The sequence below is a fragment of the Akkermansia biwaensis genome (assembly GCF_026072915.1).
Classification (GTDB): domain Bacteria; phylum Verrucomicrobiota; class Verrucomicrobiia; order Verrucomicrobiales; family Akkermansiaceae; genus Akkermansia; species Akkermansia biwaensis.
The window spans coordinates 1,324,328-1,346,704 of sequence record NZ_AP025943.1; the positions used below are offsets into that span (position 1 = coordinate 1,324,328).

The 22,377-nt window shown below is 49.9% G+C and carries 20 protein-coding genes; 4 read left to right on the forward strand and 16 right to left on the reverse strand.

Going from position 1 to position 22,377, the window contains the following annotated elements; translation table 11 throughout:
• The first annotated feature begins 11 nt into the window (after positions 1-11).
• On the forward strand, positions 12-1,079 hold the full coding sequence (locus OQH67_RS05425) for a 3-deoxy-7-phosphoheptulonate synthase (protein ID WP_067569344.1): 1,068 nt from the start codon (positions 12-14) through the stop codon (positions 1,077-1,079).
• 134 nt (positions 1,080-1,213) lie between these two features.
• On the opposite strand, the gene OQH67_RS05430 is transcribed toward OQH67_RS05425, so the two are convergent.
• The 12 genes from OQH67_RS05430 to OQH67_RS05485 all read right to left on the reverse strand — a co-directional run bounded on the left by OQH67_RS05430 (position 1,214) and on the right by OQH67_RS05485 (position 14,141).
• Positions 1,214-1,696 (reverse strand): hypothetical protein, encoded by a 483-nt coding sequence (locus tag OQH67_RS05430; RefSeq protein WP_215435523.1) that lies wholly within the window; start codon positions 1,694-1,696, stop codon positions 1,214-1,216.
• Between the two features lie 257 nt (positions 1,697-1,953).
• Positions 1,954-2,940, reverse strand: coding sequence for an AEC family transporter (locus OQH67_RS05435; RefSeq protein ID WP_215435522.1), 987 nt, complete (start codon positions 2,938-2,940; stop codon positions 1,954-1,956).
• 73 nt (positions 2,941-3,013) lie between these two features.
• Positions 3,014-3,643: an HAD family hydrolase gene (locus tag OQH67_RS05440; RefSeq protein ID WP_215435521.1), complete on the reverse strand. Its 630-nt coding sequence runs from the start codon at positions 3,641-3,643 to the stop codon at positions 3,014-3,016.
• Positions 3,640-4,245: a sugar O-acetyltransferase gene (locus OQH67_RS05445; RefSeq protein WP_215435520.1), complete on the reverse strand. Its 606-nt coding sequence runs from the start codon at positions 4,243-4,245 to the stop codon at positions 3,640-3,642. Before OQH67_RS05445 ends, OQH67_RS05440 begins: the two co-directional genes overlap by 4 nt.
• Positions 4,246-4,320: 75 nt before the next feature.
• Positions 4,321-5,844 (reverse strand): glutamine-hydrolyzing GMP synthase, encoded by a 1,524-nt coding sequence (gene guaA / locus OQH67_RS05450; protein WP_215435519.1) that lies wholly within the window; start codon positions 5,842-5,844, stop codon positions 4,321-4,323.
• A gap of 10 nt (positions 5,845-5,854) precedes the next feature.
• The gene (guaB, locus tag OQH67_RS05455) at positions 5,855-7,306 is read right to left on the reverse strand and encodes an IMP dehydrogenase (RefSeq protein WP_130084132.1); all 1,452 of its coding nucleotides are present in this window, start codon (positions 7,304-7,306) and stop codon (positions 5,855-5,857) included.
• 95 nt (positions 7,307-7,401) lie between these two features.
• The gene (locus OQH67_RS05460) at positions 7,402-9,258 is read right to left on the reverse strand and encodes a hypothetical protein (RefSeq protein ID WP_215435518.1); all 1,857 of its coding nucleotides are present in this window, start codon (positions 9,256-9,258) and stop codon (positions 7,402-7,404) included.
• Positions 9,259-9,279: 21 nt separating this feature from the next.
• Positions 9,280-10,116: a glycosyltransferase family 2 protein gene (locus tag OQH67_RS05465; RefSeq protein ID WP_215435517.1), complete on the reverse strand. Its 837-nt coding sequence runs from the start codon at positions 10,114-10,116 to the stop codon at positions 9,280-9,282.
• Between the two features lie 111 nt (positions 10,117-10,227).
• The gene (locus tag OQH67_RS05470; protein ID WP_215435516.1) at positions 10,228-11,223 is read right to left on the reverse strand and encodes a glycosyltransferase family protein; all 996 of its coding nucleotides are present in this window, start codon (positions 11,221-11,223) and stop codon (positions 10,228-10,230) included.
• Between the two features lie 4 nt (positions 11,224-11,227).
• Positions 11,228-12,376, reverse strand: a complete 1,149-nt coding sequence (locus tag OQH67_RS05475; RefSeq protein ID WP_215435515.1) for an NAD(P)/FAD-dependent oxidoreductase — start codon at positions 12,374-12,376, stop codon at positions 11,228-11,230.
• Positions 12,373-13,182: a sugar phosphate isomerase/epimerase family protein gene (locus OQH67_RS05480; protein WP_215435514.1), complete on the reverse strand. Its 810-nt coding sequence runs from the start codon at positions 13,180-13,182 to the stop codon at positions 12,373-12,375. Before OQH67_RS05480 ends, OQH67_RS05475 begins: the two co-directional genes overlap by 4 nt.
• Positions 13,179-14,141, reverse strand: a complete 963-nt coding sequence (locus OQH67_RS05485; protein ID WP_215458896.1) for an NAD-dependent epimerase/dehydratase family protein — start codon at positions 14,139-14,141, stop codon at positions 13,179-13,181. The genes OQH67_RS05480 and OQH67_RS05485 overlap by 4 nt, the downstream gene beginning before the upstream one ends.
• Positions 14,142-14,673: 532 nt before the next feature.
• On the opposite strand from OQH67_RS05485, the gene OQH67_RS05490 reads away from it, so the two are divergent.
• Positions 14,674-15,168, forward strand: coding sequence for a low molecular weight protein-tyrosine-phosphatase (locus tag OQH67_RS05490; protein ID WP_215435594.1), 495 nt, complete (start codon positions 14,674-14,676; stop codon positions 15,166-15,168).
• 134 nt (positions 15,169-15,302) lie between these two features.
• On the opposite strand, the gene OQH67_RS05495 is transcribed toward OQH67_RS05490, so the two are convergent.
• Genes OQH67_RS05495 through OQH67_RS05510 form a run of 4 tightly spaced genes read right to left on the reverse strand, consistent with a single transcriptional unit; the run spans position 15,303 to position 21,227 of the window.
• Positions 15,303-16,043, reverse strand: coding sequence for a hypothetical protein (locus OQH67_RS05495; protein ID WP_215458895.1), 741 nt, complete (start codon positions 16,041-16,043; stop codon positions 15,303-15,305).
• Entirely contained in the window at positions 15,973-16,572 is a 600-nt protein-coding gene (locus tag OQH67_RS05500; RefSeq protein WP_215458894.1) for a hypothetical protein, read from the reverse strand. Before OQH67_RS05500 ends, OQH67_RS05495 begins: the two co-directional genes overlap by 71 nt.
• Positions 16,530-17,297: an RHS repeat domain-containing protein gene (locus OQH67_RS05505; RefSeq protein WP_481168433.1), complete on the reverse strand. Its 768-nt coding sequence runs from the start codon at positions 17,295-17,297 to the stop codon at positions 16,530-16,532. The genes OQH67_RS05500 and OQH67_RS05505 overlap by 43 nt, the downstream gene beginning before the upstream one ends.
• Before the next feature lie 30 nt (positions 17,298-17,327).
• On the reverse strand, positions 17,328-21,227 hold the full coding sequence (locus OQH67_RS05510) for an RHS repeat domain-containing protein (RefSeq protein ID WP_265145682.1): 3,900 nt from the start codon (positions 21,225-21,227) through the stop codon (positions 17,328-17,330).
• A gap of 109 nt (positions 21,228-21,336) precedes the next feature.
• Between OQH67_RS05510 and OQH67_RS05515 the strand changes: the two genes are divergently transcribed.
• Both OQH67_RS05515 and OQH67_RS05520 read left to right on the forward strand, forming a co-directional pair.
• Complete coding sequence (locus OQH67_RS05515) at positions 21,337-21,822, forward strand: hypothetical protein (protein ID WP_265145683.1); 486 nt, start codon at positions 21,337-21,339, stop codon at positions 21,820-21,822.
• A 149-nt stretch (positions 21,823-21,971) separates the two neighbouring features.
• Positions 21,972-22,319, forward strand: a complete 348-nt coding sequence (locus tag OQH67_RS05520; protein WP_265145684.1) for a hypothetical protein — start codon at positions 21,972-21,974, stop codon at positions 22,317-22,319.
• Positions 22,320-22,377: the final 58 nt, after the last annotated feature.

Below are 22,377 nucleotides of genomic sequence, written 5' to 3' on the forward strand. Positions count from 1 at the left end.
AAGTCCCAGACATGAACTGGTTCAAAACAGACGACGTACGCATTCAAGACATCGAGCCCCTGATTTCCCCCGCCATCCTGATCAAGGATTATCCGGCGACCACGGAGATCGCGAAGATGGTGGCTACGACACGTAAGAATGCGGAGAACATCATTTCCGGCCATGACGACCGCCTGCTGGTGGTGGTGGGGCCGTGCTCCATCCACGATCCCCAGGCAGCGGTGGATTATGCCGCCCGTCTCAAGGAGCAGATGGTGCGCTTTGAGAAGGATCTGGTGATCATCATGCGCGTGTATTTTGAAAAGCCCCGTACTACGGTAGGCTGGAAGGGGCTGATTAATGATCCGTTCATGAACCACACGTTTGACATCAACCGTGGATTGCACATGGCGCGCGGCCTTCTGCTCCGCCTGGGAGACATGGGCGTGCCTGCCGCAACGGAGTTCCTGGACACCATCACGCCCCAGTACATTGCGGACCTCATCACGTGGGGCGCCATCGGCGCACGCACGACGGAAAGCCAGGTGCACCGTGAGCTGGCCTCCGGCCTGTCCATGCCCGTGGGGTTCAAGAACGGCACCAGCGGGAGCCTTCAAATAGCGGTGGACGCCATCATTTCCTCCTCCTGCCCGCATTGCTTCCTTTCCGTGACCAAGCAGGGTGTTTCAGCCATTGTCTCCACGACGGGCAACAAGTCCTGCCACCTGATTTTGCGCGGTTCTTCTCTGGGCCCGAATTTCGATGAGATGCATGTGAAGGATGCCGGGGAAGCTTTGCAGAAGGCCGGTATCAACAACCGCATCATGGTTGACTGCTCCCACGGGAACAGCTGCAAGGATTACCGCAACCAGCCGGGCGTTGCCGCCGCTATCGCCAAGCAGATTGCCGAAGGTTCCGACCAGGTGGCGGCCGTGATGATTGAAAGCAATCTCGTAGAGGGAGCCCAGCCTTTGAGTTCAGATCTGGTGTACGGCAAAAGCATCACGGACCAGTGCATCGGATGGGACACGACGGTGGAAGTATTGGAAAACCTCGCCGCCGCCGTCCGTACGCGCCGCGCGAAGCGTCAGGAAGCCTGATGCCTCCCGCGGCAGGATGAAAAGAGGCGGGTGAACGGCAAAAGCCGGAGAGAGCCGGCAGTTTTTCGTCTTTTGACGGAGAGGCCGTTCCGATTCCAGTTTTATTATTAACCCTTCGGCGAGGAGCCGGAGGGTTAAACTTTATCGTTCCAAAGGTAGGAATGGCGTTCCGACAGGGTTTTGCCGTTTTGGTCCTTCAGGAGCAGTTTCCACGCCAGTATCTGGCCGTTTTCCTTGGCATCGTCCCCAATGAATTCAAAGACGGGGGATTGCGTGCCGCCTTTCCGCCCGGCAGGGTAGGAAATGGATTTGGTCAGGATTCTGGATCCCGTTTTTCCCTGGCGGTACATCATGACCAGCGTGACCGCCTGGTCCGGATCCGCATCATACCAGGTGACGAAGTAGTACTGGCCCTGGCGCTGGACGCGTTCCTTGTTCGAAACGGCTCCGTACAGCAGGAAAGTAGCCTGGGAACGGTGCATGCCCACGTCTTCCGACGGGAGTGACGTGGTTTTCAAAGGCACTTCCCTCACGTGTTCAATCGTGGTGATTTTCCCTGCACAGGAAAACAGAAGCGGAACCGTGGCCGCGATGCAAAAGAGGGCAGGGAATCTCATGAAGCACATTCAATACATATCCGCCTGGAGAGTCAACACAAAGGTAGGGCTCCCTCCGGGCCATGGTTTGCGGATAGAGGGAATTGGGGCGGTTTTTCCCTTCCGCCGGGTGCCCCTGCCGTTCCGGACGTGACAGGCGGTCAGTGGCTCCGGACTGGAGGCGGTTTACAGAGCCGGACGGGGAATGAAGGTTGAAAGGCGAACAATATCCAGGATGGCGGCACGGGAATGGTGAGTACCGTCCACCACTGGCAGGATCAATATAAGGGAACCACCAGCATGGACCCCAGGGTGAGCCAGCAGGGCAGTGTCAGGAAGGAGGCTACGGTGGTGGTCAGCAGGATTTGCGTGCCCAGGTCCGGATGGCCGCCGAACCGTTTGGCCAGAATGACCGGAATGACAGCGGAGGGAATGGCTGCCTGGATGACGATTACCCGCTTGATGTAGTCGTCAACCGGAAGGAAGTACGCCATGAGCAGGAGCAGGGCCGGGGCCAGTCCCAGGCGTGTCAGAAGGCCGCAGACGATAGGCTTGGGCTCCCATTTCATGTTGTGCCACAGGTCCCGCATGGAACAGCCGAACAGGATCAGGCAGAGGGGGGTGGCGCAGTTGCCGATCATTTCCAGGGCTTTCATCAGGGGCGCCTGGGCGACGTAGGCTCCCAGGCCGGACCATGCGAGTGTCAGGCCTACGATGACAGCCAGCAGGGGACCGCGGAAGAAGACGCCCATGTTCAGGTTGCCGGGACCTCCGGCAATGATGATGACGCCAATGCTCCAAACCACCAGTTCACACCCCACGTTGTGGACGAAGAGAATGCCCAGTGTGGGGTCATTGCTGGCCGTGAACAGCATCTGGATGATGGGGATGACGAAGAAGGCGTAGTTTTGCACCCCTGCCGTCAGGGTGAAGGTGCGCAGACCGGTGCCGATGCGCATGCGGAGCATTTTGGCTACCAGCCATGCCGCCGCAATGCCGAGCAGGAGCTCCAAAGCGCCCGCACCTATGGCCTGGAGGGAGAAGGAGACGCTGCTGAGCGTTTCATTGCCGGAGAGCACCATGTATTTCATGATGCTGTGGAAGACCAGGCACGGGTAGGCTACGTCCATGGCCAGTCGCATGATGGGGGCGTCGTGGTCCGCCTGGATAACCTGCTTGTGCCGCAGGTAAAACCCCGTGGCAAAGAAGAGGTAAACAGGAATAGTGGAGAGAAAGGAGGCGACGATGATGGAGCTGGTGTCCATGGCGGGGATTTTTGTGGGGGAAATGGACGGAAACTGGCGTCGGGGGATGGTTTAACGACACATCATCCGGCATTCAACACAAAAAATGCAACAGGTCTTTGACACTGGAAAATACCTTGGAAGGGTTGGCCTCTTTCAAGGCGGCAACGTCTGCGCCTGCACTCCAGGCAGCGGACAGGCAGGTTACGCCCGCGGTTCTGCATGCGGCGACATCGGAGACCGTGTCTCCCACATAACAGAATTCCTCTTCGTTGAGTTGGTAAAAGTGCAGCAGTTCCGTGATGGCGTCCGCCTTGTTCGGCTTGTCTTCCGATCCTGTCTTGATGGAACAGAACAGGTTCTGCATGCCGAATTTTTCAAGCGTGATCATGCAGCTTTTTTCTCCCTTGCCTGTGATCAGGGCAACCAGTATCCCAGCGGCCCGCAGCGTTTTTATCAATTCACAAATGTCCTCATAGGGTTTGGGGCATTCCTCATGCATCCTTTCATAAATCGGATAAAAGTCATGAAGCGCCTCCTGCCATTTTTCTCCGGCAACCATTTTGATCATTCCCTCTTCATTCAAGCCGAAGGTCTGCACAATTTCCCGTTCGCTCAGCACATGGCCCGCGTATGGTGAAACCGCCTGCTTGAACGCCTTGATGCACATGGGGATTGTTTCCCCTATCGTGCCGTCCAGATCAAATGCTATCAATTTAATCATTGTCCGGGGTTCCCGTTGATTTTACGGATAACTTTGCAGGGATTCCCGGCGGCCAGGCTGTCAGGCGGAATGTTTTTGGTGACCACGCTGCCGGCGCCGATGACGCTGCCTTTTCCAATCGTGATTCCGGGCAGAATAATGACACCGCCCCCGATCCAGCAGCCGTCTTCTATCGTCACCGGGAGGGCGAATGTACGGCGTATGTAGTCAACTCCGTCATCCGTTTCAACAGGGGCGAGGCGTTCATTCAGATCAATGGGATGCGTAGCCGTATATATTTGGACGTTCGGGGCTATCAGGACATTGTTCCCGATGGTGATTTTGTTGCAGTCCACGAAAGTGCATCCCGTATTGACCGTGACGTTGTTCCCGATGTGGATGTTGCAGCCGTAGTCGCAGATGAACGAGTGGCCGATGGAGACTTTGGTTCCGATGCTGCCGAACATTTCCTTCAGCACCTCGTATTTTTCCTCCTTCCGGTCGTAAGGCAGGGAATTGTACTTCATCAACAGGCGGTGGGTTTTGCTCTTGAATTCGAGGAACACCTTGTCATGGCAATCATACCATTCACCCGCCATGCATTTTTCCAATTCGGTCTTCATGTCAGTTTCATGATTGTCTGGTTGAAGAGAGGGGCTGCACCCTGCCGCACGGGCGGCGGCGGGACAGTAGAGCCTTTATTCCCACTCGATGGAGGCCGGAGGCTTCGTGGAAATATCATAAAGGACGCGGTTGATGCCCTTTACTTCATTGAGGATGCGGTTGCTGGTTTCACGCAGCAGGGCGGCAGGCAGTTCCACCCAGTCCGCCGTCATGGCGTCTTCCGACACGATGGCGCGCAGATTGGTGGCCCATTCGTAGGAACGTTCATCCCCCTTGACGCCCACCGTCTTGACGGGAATGAGGCCGGCATAGGCCTGCCAGACTTTTTCATACCAGCCGTATTTTTTCAGGTTGCCGATGAAGATGGCGTCGCATTCCCGGATGATGTCCAGCCGGTCCCTGGTGACCACGCCGGGGCAGCGCACGGCCAGGCCGGGGCCGGGGAAGGGGTGGCGCCACAGAATGTCGTGGGGGATGCCCATGGAGGCTCCCAGTTCGCGGACCTCGTCCTTGAACAGTTCCGCCAGGGGTTCCAGTACCTTCCCCTGCGCCTGAAGCTCCAGCACGCGTTCCACGCGGTTGTGGTGCGTCTTGATGACGGAAGCCTTGGATTTGGCGTTGGAGGCGCTTTCAATCACGTCCGGATACAGGGTTCCCTGGGCAAGCATTTCCGCATTGCCCACGGCATCCCAGAATACGTCAATGAACAGGCCGCCGATGATGCGGCGCTTTTTTTCCGGGTCTCCCTCTCCGGCCAGGGCCGTCAGGAAGCGTTCGGAGGCGTCCACCGTTTCAATCTTGACACCCATGCGTGCGAAGTTGGCGCGGACTTCATCCGCCTCGTTTTTCCGCAGAAGGCCATTGTCCACGAAGATGGCGCGCATGTTTACCCCGGCTTCATGCAGCAGAACGGCCAGCACGGTGCTGTCCACGCCGCCGGAAACGCCGCAGACGACCTGCTTGTCGCCCACGCGTTCGCGAATTTCACGGATGAGTTCCCTTTTGAAGTCGCCGATGTCGAATTTTTTCAGATTGGCGGCGCAGGAAAGGAAGTTGCGCAGAATGGTCCGCCCTTCATGGGAGTGGGTCACTTCCGGGTGGAACTGGATGCCGAAGGTGGTTTCCCCCCATTGCAGGGAGACAGGAATTCCTTCCGCATTGCGGGCGATGACCCGGCAGCCTTCCGCCAGATGGTCCACCGTGTCCGAATGGCTCATCCATACCTGGGAGGAAGGGGACATGTCCTGATACAGACCCGTGAGGGATTCCGGAATGAGGGCGGCGGGGCCGTATTCCCGCTTGTTGCTGGCCTTGACACTCCCGCCGTGCTTGATGTTGAGAAGCTGCATGCCGTAGCATACGCCCAGAACGGGAACGTTCAGGCTCTGGAGCCAGTTGAAGTCGATATCCGGCGCGTCTGCGTCCGTCGTGCTTTTGGGGCCGCCGGAAAGGATGACGGCTCCGGGTTCGTGGATTTGGTCCAGGTCTTCCAGAGCGTACAGTTTGGCCATGTAGCCCAGTTCGCGCACGCGGCGCACGATGAGCTGGGTGTATTGGGAGCCGAAGTCGATGACGGCTACGAGATGTTTGTCGTCCATGAGAGAGGTTTTAGCAGGAATAGTTGATAGGTTCTTCCGTGATGGTGATGTCGTGGGGGTGGCTTTCCTTCAGGCCGCCGGACGTGATCTGGACGAACCGGGCCTTTTCCCGGAGCTCCTGCAGGTTGCGGGCGCCCAGGTAGCCCATGCCGGAACGCAGGCCGCCCATGAGCTGAAAGACGACGTCCGCCAGCATGCCCTTGTACGGGACGCGGGCTTCCACGCCCTCCGCAACGAGCTTGCCGGAGCTGTTCTGCCCGTACCGGTCGCCGGAGCCGCGGCGCATGGCTCCGAGGGAACCCATGCCGCGGTATTGTTTGAAGTGGCGTCCCTGGTAATGGACTACCTTGCCGGGGCTTTCCTCCGTGCCTGCCAGCAGCCCGCCCAGCATCACCAGGTCGGCGCCGGCCGCCAGGGCCTTTACAATGTCTCCGGAATAGCGGATGCCGCCGTCCGCAATGACGGTTACGCCTGCGGGGCGGGCCACGGAAGCTACTTCCTTAATGGCGGTAAACTGGGGCATCCCCACGCCGGAAATGACGCGGGTGGTGCAGATGGAGCCGGGACCCACGCCCACCTTGATGGCTTGGACGCCCGCCTTGATCAGGTCGGAAGCGCCTTCCGCAGTGACTACGTTGCCGGCCACGATGGGGCGGTCCGTCAGCTTGCGGAGATTGGAAACCACATCCATCACGCGTGTGGTATGGCCTGTGGCGGCGTCGATGAACAGGGCGTCAGCCCCTGCGGCGACCAGGGCCTTGGCCCGGTCCAGGTAGTCGGGGCCTACGCCTACGGCAGCGCCGCAGCGCAGATGGCCGTGGTCGTCCTTGGAGGCGTCCGCAAACATGGCACGCTTCTGGATGTCCGTTTCCGTGATCAGGCCGGCAAGAACGCCGTTTTCATCCACGAGGGGGAGTTTTTCAATGCGGTGCGTGTAAAGGATGTGGCGGGCTTCTTCAATAGTGGTGCTGGGGGCGGCGGTAATCAGGCGGGAAAGAGGGGTCATCACATCCTTCACCAGCACGTGTTCGTAATCGTCCACTCCGCGCATATCGCGGCCGGTGACGATGCCTTCCAGCTTTCGGTTGGCATCTACTACGGGGAAGCCGGAGTAACCCTGGTCCATCATGACGTGGTGGACTTCTTCAAGCGTCATGTCCTTGCTCACCGTGACGGGATTCGGGATGACAGCGTTCTCAAACCGTTTCACGCGGGAGACCATGGCCGCCTGGATGTCGATGGGATTGTTGCGGTGGATGACGGCGAGGCCGCCTTCACGTGCCAGGGCAATGGCCAGTTCCGATTCGGAAACGGTGTCCATGGCCGCGGAAAGCACGGGGATTTTCATGTTGAATCCGGGAACGAGCTGGGAACTGATGTCCGCATCACCGGGAAGAATCGCGCTCAGGCGGGGCAGCAGGAGCACGTCGTCAAAACTTAATCCAAGAGGGAAATCTGCCATGCGACAATCTACAGTCAAATACCCTCTGACGCAAGCCGAAACACAAGAGGGGCGTTTGTTTTTTTGAGATAACGCCGCACCGCGGGAATGGTGAATCAACGTTGCGGCATGATGCGCCACAGGCCAGGAACAGGGGTCTTCTCCATGTCGCATTCTTCCTGCAGGACGTGGAGGATTTCGGGGTTTTCCAAATAGATATATCCGACATTGTATTCCTTAAAGAAGGGAACGGCGTTTTTCTTTCCGAGATTGGAAGGGGAAAGAGTGAAGGGGATTCCTGAGAGAGAGGCGAATCTGGCGATACTCATTGCCGAGTTTCTGTCCATCATGAGTACTTTGTTTTCAGGATTATTGCCCTTCAGATAAGTGTCCATTTGCCGGGCGACAGGTTCCGGGATGGTCATTAATTCAGCTCTGTCAAAGGGCGACAGAAGGGAGCGCAACTGCCCTCTATTGATATAAAGTGCAGCGATGGCTATGGTGAGTGCGATGAAGATATTTGTTGTTTGAAATTTAATATCCTTTTCCCCCGAGGCGAAGCGGAAACGGAAGAGAATAATGGTAATGAGAGCCGTATAAATCCAGGGAACATGATAGCGGGAGTCGGAGTATCCGGTAATGATAATCGGAGCAAGTGAAAGGAGGATGATACAGAAAAAGATCCATATTCCGGAAGGGATGGGGGATGGTTCCATATAAGTTTTTGATTTTCTTAAAAATAAGGAGCCAATATAGAATACCAGGAGAAGAAAAGCCGCGGGGATGATCATGTGTACCAGCGATGTGCATGAACTTTTCATGCGGACCAGAAAAGCCTGCATCCACAGGGAAAAATTGTCGCGAATGGTGTGCGCAGGGCAGCTATCACAGAAAAATGTGGAAGGGCGTGTATCTTCAATGGTCCAGATTCGTCTGGCGTTGTCTGTAACGAAAATAACATCAAAATGATGTATGGAATAATAAATCCATGGGGAAATGGTCAGAAGAAAAGTCAGGGAAAGTACTGATATTGCTTTGATATTTCTTTTTTTGAGGCAGACGAACAAATAGTAGATGATGATTAATCCGGCGAATCCGATAAAGTCAAACCGGTTCATGACGCCAAGACCAAGGAATAAGCCTGTGAAAAAAGAATTCCTAAGTTTGAATCCGTTGATCCGGTTATCAAGATAAAAATAAAATGTACCTAAAATATAAACGAGGCTCCAGGATGTGGTGCCTCCGCAGCAGACTTCCAGGGAAAATTGACTGAAACAGAAAATAGCCAAAACAAGGATTCCCCACAGGGAGGAGTCGTTGGTATTTAGAATACAAATTTTCCGTATGAAATAGGCAAAGAGGAAAACGGATATAAAGTTGACGTACAGGTAGGAGTTGATTTGCTGTTCAAAAACAAGATTGAATATATAAAGGAGAAATGGGTAAAGAGGAGGGAATCCGATTGCCTGGAAAGTCGGATAAATATTTTGCCGTATATAGTTTATTTTGTAAAATTCATTTTCAAATGACTTTGAGAGATCAAACAATTGCCATATATCGAAATAGACATTCTGTCCATAAAGCGCAGAAATGAAAAAGACCCATAAAAAGGACAGTGCCGAAAACGGTATGATTTTTTTAAGAGGGGCATGTTGCTTCAAGTAGTAGGCAACCAGCCATAGGGGAACGATGAATACCTGAAAAAGGGGAAGCGAAGAAGGAAAGAAGGGGAAGGCAGCCAAAGCTACCGCCCCCCAAAGGGAAGGAATAAAAGAAGTTTCAATGAATGCCGGATAGCGTTTATGTATCTGATGCGCAGCAAGAAAAGCAATGAAGGAAATGGCTATATATCCTTGGACGGGAAGTTCATGAATGAACAGGGAAAGGAGAAGGCCCCAAATGACGGCGAATGCAAAGAAGTAGCGGCATATACTTTTGGCGAATTGACCGTTTGCGGGATAAGTAGAAGCCATGATTTACAAGGGGGCTGATTTTTATGGGTGGTACTTCCGGAAAAGATTCTTCACCAGGGTGGCAAACAGATTGAAGTTGCCTTTGAAGAAGCTGATTTTGGTGGGGACCTTTCCTTTGGGAGGATAGGCGCGTGTAACGGGTATTTCACAGGCTTTCAAGCCAAGCTGTGAGGCACGTACGGAAAGATAGGCAAGCAGTTCGTAGGTTTGGAATATATCCCTGAAGGGCTGTACTTCGGGGTGCTCGAGATAATGACGGGAATAAGCCCGGTAGGCGTTGGTTGTATCGGTAAACCATTGACCCGCGCTCAGGGAAATGAGAGGGGCGTGCATGAATTTCAGGGCGACATGGCGGATGAAAGGCGTGTTGATAGCCTTCCCCCCCCTCCTAAAACGCGAGCCCTGAATGAAGTCGAAACCTTCCTGAAGCTTGGATATGAATTTAGGTACGTCTTCGATGCTGTCCTTGTCATTTCCGTCAATGGTAATGAACCCGTCGTAACCGCGTTGCAGAGCCCACCAAAGTCCCATGCGCAACTGAGCTCCCTGCTTGCCGGGGCCTGTTTTGACAAGAAGCGTGTTGACACCGTATTGACGCAGAAGGTGTTCTTCCGTAGATCCGTCTGTGGACCCCCCATCACAAATGATTATGTCCCCAAAAGATGGAATCTTTGCGTTCGTGGCTCTTTCCAGTTCGTGATGGATGCGTTCTCCTTCATTGATAATAGGGATGAGAATGCAGTACTTGCTTTGTTTGGTCTGATAGCTTTGAACCGTAAAAGCGGGGACTCCCGGTATGGAAGAATGAACTGATATAGAGTCGTCTGGAGTGTTTTCCGGGTCTGAAGAACTGGTCATGGCTTTTGTAACTGGGTTGGCTGAAGGAGAACGGTTGATTTCTGCCGCATGAGATGGGAGGCAGTTTTCCGGAGCCGGTAAGGAGGGATATATTGATTCTTGGAAGGTTGATTAGCGGTCGCGGCCGGTTTGAACTTTATTGTTATGGCTGCCTTGGCTTTCTTCCCTGACATTGAGCGCCTGCATGTCCAACATGACGGAGGAGTGTCTTTCCTGGACGATATGGTATGCGGCTGCATTGGCATTGAGGATGACGAGCCTGAGTATGTATTCCCCCAGGATGGTAAGAATAAGGAAAAGGCTGATGAAGAAGATGGACAAGGTAAGCATCAGCGTGGTCCAGCCTTCGACGACATGATCGGAAAAAAAGCGAATGGCAATGGAATAAACGGCGACGAGAAAAGCTATGAAACTTGTGAACAATGCGAGAATGTTGACTGCCCGCAGAAGGCGCGTGGAGTTGTAAATGATGATGTTCATCCCCTTCATATACCCGTCGATAATGCCTTCTTGACGACTGATGGCTGCGGGCAATGTGTATTCTACAATATTGGTGGGGTACCCTGTGCGGAAGAGGCAGTAAGAGAGCATGTGATGGAAATAGAAAGCTTCCATGACGGCATTGACTGCCCGACGGCTGATGACTCGGAAACCGGTATCGTTTGGGGGGATTTCATATTTGACTATATGGCCGAAAATCTTGCGGAAGATGAATGATCCTATTCTGTAGCAGGTATTTTTCCTTACATCCGCACATCCACAGACGATGTCGCTTCCCTGACAGCAGATATCTACTCCCCGTTCCAGTGCGTCCGTGGAAAAATTTTCATTGTCGGCCAGAATGACGATGTCGCCAATAGCATTTTCCATGCCGGCCGCGAGAGAAATGTCGTCGGCAAGATGGTGGGAAAAAAGAAGGTATCTCAGCCTGGGAACGGTAGAAAGTGTTTCCGATATGCTGCGGCTGAGCAGACGGCGCGGATCGCAGATGACGATTTCAGAGTTCGTATAGCGGGCATTGAGAAAATCCGATAGAAGAAGGAATTCTTCTGTTTGCATCGGACGGGTCACATTGAAAACAAGGGAGATGAAAATGTCTTTTTTCATGATGTTAGCTAGAGGAGGGGCCGTTCCGTTCAATCTGGCGGATGAAATCCATACAGTCATAGATATTGTCTATTTTTCCGCCCATGATGCAGTGGTAGCCGGAAATGCCTGCGTAATTGGATTTAAAGAGAATGGGGCGGCTGTCATCTACTTCGCTTATGGGAAGGACGGTTTTGACCTCCCAGAGAGAATCACGGTATACGGTTTTGCCGATGCTGGGCATGTAACGGGCGGCATCATGTACCATGGCTTGGTAGGAACTGTGTTTTGGATCTTCAGCCAATATCCGGTAGGCGTCGGTATAAGTATCGTTTTCCTCTTTATCATACCATTCATAATGAGGTGTATACCGTACATGGCTCAGGGTATATAACTGACGACTGGGAAAGGGCATGATGGAAAAGAATGGTCCGCACATGACAGTAAATCCCCGGTTTTGAATTTCTTCCGGTACTTCGACGAGGGCCATTTCAGTCATTTCATGCTTGAGGGGAATTAGCCTGATTCCCGAGGCGGCATTCAGTTTATTGATGCGGGCGTAGGTGCAATTATAGAGATTGCGGCAGCGAATGGTAAAAAGCCCACCTTCTTTTTTTGATGTAATGTCTGTCTCCAAGCCTCCCCCTGCGATCTGGCGGAATTCCAGAACCTGCGTGCCTGTACAGATTTCTACGCCATTTGAAGCGCAGCGCTGAAGAATATTGTCACGGAGAATAGTGGCATCAAAAGCAAATTCCCGGGCATCGAAAACCGCTTCAATGTAATGGGAGTTGAACAACCTGCAAATGTTTGAGGGAGCCGGCTGGCAGGGAGCTCCGATGTGCTGGCAGAAGTTTTGAAACTGCTGAGCCGTCACTTTACCTAAAATCCGGCCAATGGCGTAATATTTTGCAAAATCATCAATGACGCAATCTGGGAATTCCTTGATGAACCGTGGAAAGGAAAGGCATGAGCGCATGCCGGTCAGAAGACTGCGCGGGTAATGATACCCTGAATGGATGCGAGCCTGGTTATTGTAACTGGCATGAGTCATGCATGAGTCTTCGTACTCGCACAACAGGACTCTCTTGCCCTGAGAGGCAATAAAATCAGCAATATAAAGCCCGTAAAACCCTCCTCCGATGATGATACTGTCGTATATGTCTTTTTTCATGGGGTCTGGTTCCAGATACCGGCAACAAGAGAGAGGCTATTTTCCATGTTCTGGATAGGATATCCTTTTGCCGGGCAGCTCATTTCAATGGAAACAAAGTGCTCGTATCCCCCATCTTCCAGAATTCGCTTTAAATCTGTCAGCAGTCTTTTACGCGGAGTAAGGGGAGCAAGCATGGGTTCGCTGAGATGAACATGGCTGATCATATGGACCTTATCCGCGACCAGGCTGAGCAGTTCTCCGTTGGTAATTACGCAGCCCGTATCCAAATTCAATTTAAAGCCGGGATGTGCGATTGCCTGGCAGAGATGAATGGCTTCTTTTACGGAGGTTACGAAGTTGCCGCCATAAATGCCCGGGTTAGGTTCCATGCCGATCACGCACCCATGGGCTGAAGCGAAATGGGCCAGCTTAGTGAAAAAATCAATAGCAGTCTCCCAGTCTTTTTCATCGTGGGAAATTCTATTTTTAGGACTGCCGAAGACAAGGTTGCGGATACCCCCTGCTTCAGCAAAAAGTACGGCCTGTTTGAGGTAGGCAAACAGTGCCTCCCGTTTTTCTGTTCCTTCAAACAATCGTAGTTCCGGATGTCCTGCGAGTAATGACTGCATGCTTGGCAAAGTAAATCCGTGCTCCCGCAGCCGGGCAGCAAGTTTTTGCATCGGAATAAGATGGGAGTAGGGGACTTCAGGGAAAAAACGGGTTGGTGCAATCTCCAGCCCAGTGAAGCCGTAATGTCTCATGAGGGCATAAACCGCCTCATCGTGTTGCTCCTTCCACGCTATATTGGAGACCGCCAGTTTCATGCGATTCCTCCTTTTGTGTTGCGGACGCGTTCCGCCTGCTGATGAAGGAAGGCTTTCAGCCTCCTCAGAACGTTTTCACGGTCTTGAAAGTAACCTCCTTCCACATGGCGGCTTTTCATGTTATAGTAAACAGGTTTTTTTCCGGGAATGTGATTGTGCAGGGTAAGTCCCAGACATTCCTCCGCCACTTCTGCACAGGAAAGTGGTTCGACGGCCATGTTAAGTATCTTCCAATCTTCTGCCAGACCGCGTTTGATTAATGGCCAGATATCTGAAATATCCAGAAAAGGAAAGACACTGCGGCTGTCTGTAAGGTGCCATGCCGTGAAATTGGATCTTTTGAGTATATCGAGAGCCGCTTTTTGTTTAGTTGCCGGAGATTCTCTGTTGATGATATGGTTGTGGTCCCCTTCTTCCTCATAGACAGCTTCCAGCCGTTTTACCTCTTCGTCCTTAAGGGAAGATACCAGCTCCATCCATTTGCCGGCGGAAATCATGCTGGGAAGAGGATGCATCAAATCAAAGATGAAGTTTTTCTTTAACCCGTTGGCGAAGAGGGCTGGAAGGCGAACGATTAATGAAGAGGGGAAATGTTTTCTCACCCAGCATTCGAGCTGGTAGCGGTTTTTTCCGTAGGCATCCTGGCGTGTTTCGTCAGGAATTGAAGATTCATCCGGAGAGGGAATAAAGGAGGAATACACATCAATCGTGGAAATGAGAATGAAGTGTTTGGCTTTTACCGTAGAAAGGCAGTCCATCAGTATTTGAATGGCCGCCTTGTCTTCCTCCGGGTGTAAATTGGCATACCATTTGACGGCATTTACTCCGGCGCATACGAGCAGGTCAAATTCCCCACCTTTAATTTCTTCAATATTCCGGGAATTAAAGAATACATCGAACTCGTGCTGCTCCCGGAGATTGCTTCCAACAAAACCTGTATGACCGATGAGAGCATCCATAAGGTGAGTTTAAACTGACAGTTAGTAAATATGGAAGGCCCCTATTCTTGTTTCGAAATGGAATAAAATTTGTGAACCGGGAGCAATGCTAACGGATTTACAATCCGGAGTCAAGCTACAGTTCTAAGGAAAAAACATTTGAGATAATTTTCTCTCTTATTTGTACGACTTCCATATTACGGAGGAATGGGGCCTTTCTAGTTTGGAATTAAATTAATCCTCAAGGGAAACACAGAAGAAATTCTTCCATTCTTTCTTTATATTTTATAATAATAAATCACTTATTGTTAATAATATATGAGTATTATTGATGATGAAATGCATCATCAATATGGCGAATCATAAGATGTCACATCAATTGATGAAGGATTCAATGATTCTTATAAAAATGCCAGCCGGATTGTAAATCCGTTAGCATATAATTTACAAAGAGACGAACTGTTTTTATCTTTGTTTGAAATAAGGAAAGTTTTAGCTTGATTTAAATAGTACGCATGGTTATGAAACGCCGATGGAAAATGAGTTGTTCCCGATGGATGTTTCTGCACCCTGCCGTATCCTTTTCGTCTGCTTGGGCAACATTTGCCGTTCTCCCGCTGCGGAAATCATTTTCAAGACCATGGTAAGAAAGCAGAGGTTGGATGGAAGGATTGAAAGCGACTCCGCCGGCATGATCGGCTACCATCGGGGATGTCCTCCCGATGCCCGGATGCTGGAAGCCTTGAAAAAATACGGCTACAGCAATCCAGGACTCAAATCACGCCCTGTCCGGAAGAATGACTTGGAAGAGTTTGATCTGATTGTGGGTATGGACCGGGAAAACCTGCGCGATTTGAAGAAGATGGACAAGAATGGGCTCGCAGAACGAAAAATCGTACCCATGTGCTTTTTCGCAACCCATTTTCTGGATGAAGAGGTACCGGACCCCTATTATGGCGACCGGGAAGGATTTGAACACGTCGTGAAACTTCTGGAAGATGCCTGCTCCGGTTTACTGGGACATTTGAAAAAACAGATGAATCCCTGAGAGGTGTCTAAGGCTATTATTTCATGATGTCAAAAGACTGCCGATATGACGGCTGTTGGGAGAAATGAATAGGAGTCGCTGTCCCTCATGCTTTTAAATGAAATTACAAGGGTATCGTAATTTTTATAGACTTATTATTGACTGACATTGCGGTCATGCATCATTTCATTAATGAATTCTTCCTTAAATTTGTTGGACTTTTCTAAATAATCTAATTGCTCTTTCAATGTTGTACATCTCATTTCAAGAAAAGAATATTTTTCTTCTTCTTTTATGGATATTTTATCTTTATTTTCAACACCTTCAAATTTTAACATTGCATATTCATGACTCCTATTTTTAAAATTGCCAAATTGTTCTATAATATAATCAATATTTATATCTCTGTAGTTGTTTTTAAGATAATCCCTGAATTGGCGAAATACTGGCGCCATTTTTTTATTCATTTCAGCATGGGACATGTCTTTTTCATGGTCGGATATTTTTGATAAATTCAGCATCATCACTGCATATTCTCTTTGAAATTCCTGGGTAGTGTTTTTTAAATTGATAGAAAATAAAATGCCTCGATAAAATGCAGCAGGTGCTAGTCCTTTCCAAGTAAAACATTCCTCACCATTCATCGCGAGAAGAGTAGTAGCAATCACGTCAATGATGGCTTTTTTTCTTTCTTCCTTGAGAGTGTTTTCCATAGATCCATTTTGACTTTGAGGTTTTTCAGTACCAGATTGATTCTCTTTGCAAGACGAGGTGAGCATCAATGAACTAAAAGAAACGATTTTTATTACTTTAAAAAACATATTATTATTCAACATCTTTTTTTTCTTTTGTGCAACAACATTCTTTTGGCACTTCTTTTTCTTTTTCTTTAGCATTTTTGAATTTGACAAATTCACTGCCACCCATCCACAAGAATGAAGGTGTATATGGATTGCCTCCATCAAAATTTAATTTCCCCTTTGAACCAACTACTGTTCTACAAAAATGTTTACTTATGGATTCAGAAATAGAATTTTCACCCTTTGCGGATTGACATCCAAAAATTGCAGAAGTATTACACGGAAGAAGATTGTCTACAGGTAGACAGGTGGGCGGATATCTATGGGGATTTCCTTCTGTTTGACTTGACGCAATACTTTTTTGACCATTTGCAGCCGGGTCAAAAATCATTCTAGAGGGATTCGTAGACGAATGACCGATGTATACAATTCCACACAAACATTTTTCTTTTTTCATTGTTTCTATAAGACATTCAGGTGTGTGAGACGGTACTTCTTTGATTGTTAAACAGTCCTTATCGAATTTTTTCTGTATCAACATTTTCACTTTTTCTACAACAGCTTTGGTATCAAATTTTTCGCCTACAATATTCCCATGTTGTGAATAGTGATTAAAAAGGTGCACTTATACTCTGAAAGTGTTTTTAAATTTTCATTTAGTGCTTTTTCAAAACTTTCTAGACCATCTGGCTCATCCGGTTCGGGCGTAGAAGAAGTTGGTCTAGGTAGGGGCATATTTGCAGTTGGACTCCAGTAACAGTTATTCAATCCTAAATAGTCTATTTTGTTGTTGGCATTGGATACGAATTCATATAGATTCCATCCTCCCCGTTCGGTAATGGGGTCTCTGTTGATCCACCTGCCGTCTGTAGGGTTGAAATGCCGATAATTGTAATAGATGAGTCCCAATTCATCATCCATATATTCACAGGAAAAACGGAACTTATTAAATTGAGCAATATCACCTTCTGATTTAAGAACTTGTCCGAAGGAACTATATTCATATAATGCCTTTCTTTCCTTCTGTTCTCCAAAGATAGAAGTAACATTTTTTAAGGAATCGTATAGATAGTAAAAATGTTCTTTTTTGGCTGCCATGTTTTCTTTCCAGCATTTCATCATTAGAAGGCGTGTAGTTAATGGCTCATTTGGATCCCACCAATAGCTTTTTACCAACATAGCTTCAGGATGCATCAAATCTAGTTCGGCGATTTGTAAATAACCCCGGTAGAGATAATAAATGTGACTATCTGTTATTTTGTTGACTACAACTTTTTTTTCGAAGCATCGACCTATGCAATCATATTTAAAAGAAATCACTAGACGGTTATCTTCACTGGTGAAGGAGATAGGTCTGTCATTAGCATCATAGGAAACGTTTCAAACGCCTGTTGAAGTTTTGATATGTGTTTGATTGCCGTCTGCATCGTAAGAAGGTATGAATGACGTTTCTTCTCGGTTGATAGTTATATATTGGTTGAGTCGGTTGGTATTATAGTATCTTTCTCCTTCCTGCTCCCGGGAGATTTTGCGGTTACCTATATTGTCGTATTGGTATACAAAGTTCTCTCCTGCTAAGAACTGGTCATTGACCAACTCACTTCTACTATTATAGGTAAAATTTCTTGTTGTACTTGTGGTTGCATCCCAGAAGTTTTGGCGTTGTATTGGACGCATCAGTTCGTCATATTGATAGGTATGTCCGGCAATCATATCGCCATTTTCCAAGTCCTCATAGTTGATGGATGAAAAAAGGTTGAGAGTGGGATGATAGATGTTCTTGCGGACGAGACCATTAGGATAGGATAATTGTTTAAGGAAACCACTAACATTATCATATTCCCAAGTGAAGGGAGATGTCAATTCTTCTAAATCCATTCTAGTGATAGCTCCTTTGTGGTTATAACCAAGAGAGGAATGTTGAACAGTACGTGTTCCAAGCATCAAACAATATCCAGAAGAACGGCCAAAAGAATCGAAATTTTCCTGAAGACAATTTTCTACAGTTCCAAAGGAAGTATCTTGGATCATTTTGCCATAGGCGTCGTAGGAAAGTTCTCTAATACCGGAAGCGTCAGTGATAGAAATTATCTGTCCGAGATGGTTGTAGTTGAAGTGCCAAGGAGGAGTGGCGTCATTATGGGTGACAGAAATGAGTTCTCCGGTAAGTTGTGCATATGCATAGCTGGTAATGATACCACGTGCTTTGGTGACGGTTTCCAGACGATTGAGCCGATCATAAGTTTTGACGGTACAGGAGCCGTCCGCATAGGTCTTTTTCAATTCGAACCCCGTAGCCGTATCATATAGCCATGTAGTACTATCTCCATCAGTACGGTCAGAAGGATCAGTTGCGATATCTCCTTCTCCCGTTCTGAAAGTGGTGAGAGTTACCATATGGTCGGTTTCATCATAAGCAAAACAAAGGGGGCGTGTAGCAGTTCCGAATTCAGCCGTCTTTCTACCACGAATGTCATAGGAATAGCAGATGGTGTCTCCCAGAGCATTGGTTATGCAGATTGGAGAATCATAATAAGATGAATAGCGGATCGCTGTTACGTTTCCAGCAGGATTGGTAACCTTGACGGAGCGTCCGGCAATATCAAATTCTGTTGTGGTGACATTTCCTCGGGCATCGGTTTGCTGTAAAATCATGCCTTTAGTGGTGTAGGATCTTTCCTGTGAGAAATGGATACCGGCATGGTCGGTCTGAGTTACCGTAAAATTATCTACAGCAAGAAATGTAGCCACGATGTCGGAGGTAGGGATTTGACTGTAATGGATACATTGAGTAGGGCCTCCGTATTCTGTCCACCGCATACTCTGATGTCCATAAATGTCTGTAGTAATATTTTTCTTTTTTAATACTGAACTCAATTCAGAAATTAAACTTTCTTTGATTTGTGTAAGAGGAAAACCTGCAGTATTGTACGTTATGAATGTTTGTAATTGGTATACGCCATCTTCCCTGATTTGATGACATATTGTATTTTCCGATATTCTGTTCTTCGTGACATTGTCCGGGTTAAACTGATCCAAAAGAATGGTTTCTTTAATTGCGTAACCAATTTCATTATAGGAAGTCATTGTAGGTGCCATATCTTCTGTCTGGGTACAGATGAGCTGTCCTTTGCTATTATAAGTGTTACTGGTGACAATGAAACCTTCCAAAGTATTGGGCTGTTCCTGTCGGATAGTTTGACCGAATCCATTTTGAAGAGTTTGGGAAAGAACGACTCCCTGGGACAGGGTGGTGGTAAGAATCCCTTCTTGCGTCAACTCAAGCTGGGTTTCCATTTCCCGCTGTCCGGTTCCTGTCTGCAGAATGGTAGTGCCGTCATAATAAGTTTTGGTAATCAAGGTAGCACCTGAAGGAGTGGTTACAGTAGTGGTGAGTAGATCCTCGTTGTATTGAGTACTGGTCACACGTCCAAGGATATCGGTTGTGGAAACAACCCTTCCCAAGTCGTCGTATTGGGTACTTTCAACCGTCGTCAGAGCGCCGACATCCTTTCGTGTGGAAATAATCCTGCCATCTGCATCCCTGATATAGGAAATGATAGTTTCAGGAGTGGTTTCCGTGGCCGAGCGGATGGTCTCCACCAGTTGCTTGGCTGAGTTGTAGCCGTAGCTGATGACCACTCCGTCTTCATCGATTTCCCTCAGAGGCCCACAGCACATCCACTCCGTCGTGCTGGTTCTGCCATTACCTCTTGTAGTTTTGGCAAGTTTGAGCTCGGCATCGTATTGGTAGTCTTCGGAAGAAATCAGAGACCAATTTTCACCTGTATGAACATACTGTTCTTGTCTGGTAATTGTACCGTTCTCAGCAATGTACTCAACACTCCGGGTACTTTGGCCGGGAACAATGCTCCCGTTTGCCTGGACGGTTGTCGTTACCTTGTGGATGGCTCCGTATTCTGAAGAGGCTTCATAGGTATAGACGGTCTGAACGCCGTTGATGCCCTGGCTCATCTTCTGTCTCCCCCGGGCATAAGGGTACTGCGCTGCTTCTCCGTAGGTTTCCGAGACGCTTGTGTGAACCTGGTCGGAACCCAAAGCCGTTTCTGTCACTGTGGTCCGGTTGATTTCAACGCTATCTTCATAGGTATAGCTCCTTTGGCTTAGAACGGTTTCGGTTCCGTCCTGGGCAATGATAATTTCCCTTTCCGTTGCCGGCCTGAAATCGTTGAAACGCAGGTCGGCATACGTGGTGCGCGTCCCTTTTTCTCCCCCTCCGGCCCACGGTGTTGCTTGCAGAATGACGCGTCCCTGGTCGTCGTACTCGTAGCGCGTGTAGCCTCCGTCGGGCTGGATTTCCAGAGATACCCGGAACTGGTCGTTATACGTGTAGAGTGTCGTTTGGGCCAGGGGAGTATTGTAGCCTTCCGTCCTGCTGATGGTCAGCCAGCCGCCGTCCGTGCTCTTCTGGACGGTGCGGACGCAGGATACGGGTGTTTCCTCGTTGATCTTGCGGTAGCTCTCAATCATCTCCCACTTGCCCCCGGGCAGCGAGTTGCGCTCAATCCGCCGTACGATGCGCTCGTCCCCTTCACCCTGGGTGATGGTTACATTGTTGCCTTCCACTTTCCGTTCTGTATGGAAGGCGGCCATGCCCTGCCTCTGCTCGGTGATGAGCATCACGGGTGCTCCATCCTTGAGAGTATTTTCATAGCTGACCGTCTTGTAGGGAGTCCCGGAAGCAGTTACGCTCCGGGCGGTTTTGTTCACCTGGGAGGGGGAGTACCACTCCAGGGTGAGTTTGTTGCCCTCAGGCACTGCCTGGAGAAGACCCTGCGACTGGGACCAGATGCTCTGGATGGCGCCGGTGGAGGGATGGCGGTTGACCTGGAGTTTGGCAGCATAGGCTTCCGCCGTGGTTTCCACCCCGGAAGAAGAAATCAGGGAAACAACCTTGCCGGTGGAAGCCGAGAAGCGCAGGGTGCTTCCATTGCTCTGGACCATGTCCAGATAAATGGGATTTCCGTCCGTACAGGGAGACTTGTCCTGGTTGAGCAGCCGGACCCTGTAGTTGAGCTTGCGAGAACCTCCGGAAACGGGAGCGTCGGCGCTTCCGGCGGCGGCGCGGAAAGAGATGGAGCTGCCGGTGGGGCGCTTGACAGTTGCCTGGCGGGAAGCGGAGTCCCAGGAGCAGGTCCATTCGAGGGGATGCTTGTAGCGCAGTCCAATGGAGCATTGAGGATTGGCCCGGAAACTGAAGGAAGCTGCGCCGCCTCCTTCACCCCCGCCTCCGGAGTTTTCCCCGCCGACTTCCAGCATGCCTTCACAGTCGTCGGCATCATCCGGGTTGCCGCCGAAGGAGTGGCCTCCGGCAGAGTTGGGTCCTCCATTCTTGTCACACTCGGATTGAGCGCTTTCCTCCTCGCATTTGCAGGAACAGGGGCACGGGCAGCCTTCTTCTTCGGGTCCGCTGGAGGAAGAAGAGAGGGAACTGGAGCTGGAACTGGAGCTGGAGCTGGAACTGGAACTGGAACTGGAACTGGAACTGGAGCTGGAACTGGAGCTGGAACTGGAACTGGAACTGGAACTGGAACTGGAACTGGAACTGGAACTGGAGCTGGAGCTGGAGCTGGAGCTGGAGCTGGAACTGGAACTGGAACTGGAACTGGAACTGGAACTGGAACTGGAGCTGGAACTGGAACTGGAACTGGAACTGGAACTGGAACTGGAACTGGAACTGGAACTGGAACTGGAACTGGAACTGGAACTGGAACTGGAACTGGAACTGGAACTGGAACTGGAACTGGAACTGGAACTGGAACTGGAACTGCTTGACTTGGGATCAAACCCAAAATCAAACCCTCCTCCTTCCGAAGAACTGCTTGAAGTACCCTCATCCTCTTCATCCCGATAAAGATTGACCAGGGTGATGACTTCCTCCCCTTCCTTGTCCGGAGGAGTCGCATTGGGATTGAGGTAGGAATTGATATCGGGCGCCTCCGCCTTGTCGGAAAGAACGGCGATGCAGAACTCCTGTCCGGAGCCCAGGGCGGGGTGGTATTCATGGACGATTTGGCACCAGTAATACCCCTGTTCCAGCACGACGCTCTCCGGCTTCACGGAAAGGTCCTTTGCTTCGCTGGTCAGTTCCACATTCTTGAAGGGAATGGACAGGGAGATGGAGGAATCGGCGTCCAGGGAGAGGAAATAGGTACCGCGTTTCATGATCTTGAGGTACCCGGTCCATTCATGGCGAGTGTCATCGGAAGCGGAGCGAGGGGAGATGAGAACGGGAGCGGTGATGCCGTTGACGTAGAAGTCGGCCTGTGGGAGGCCGTTGGCGAACATGGGAACGAAGGGATAACGGGGTTCCTGGGTAATTTGGGTATTGTTCATTGTCTTGTAACTTAGGTTTTTGAATGATTTGTAAAATGTAAAAATCAGGATCGGAGTTAGTTGTTTTATTCAA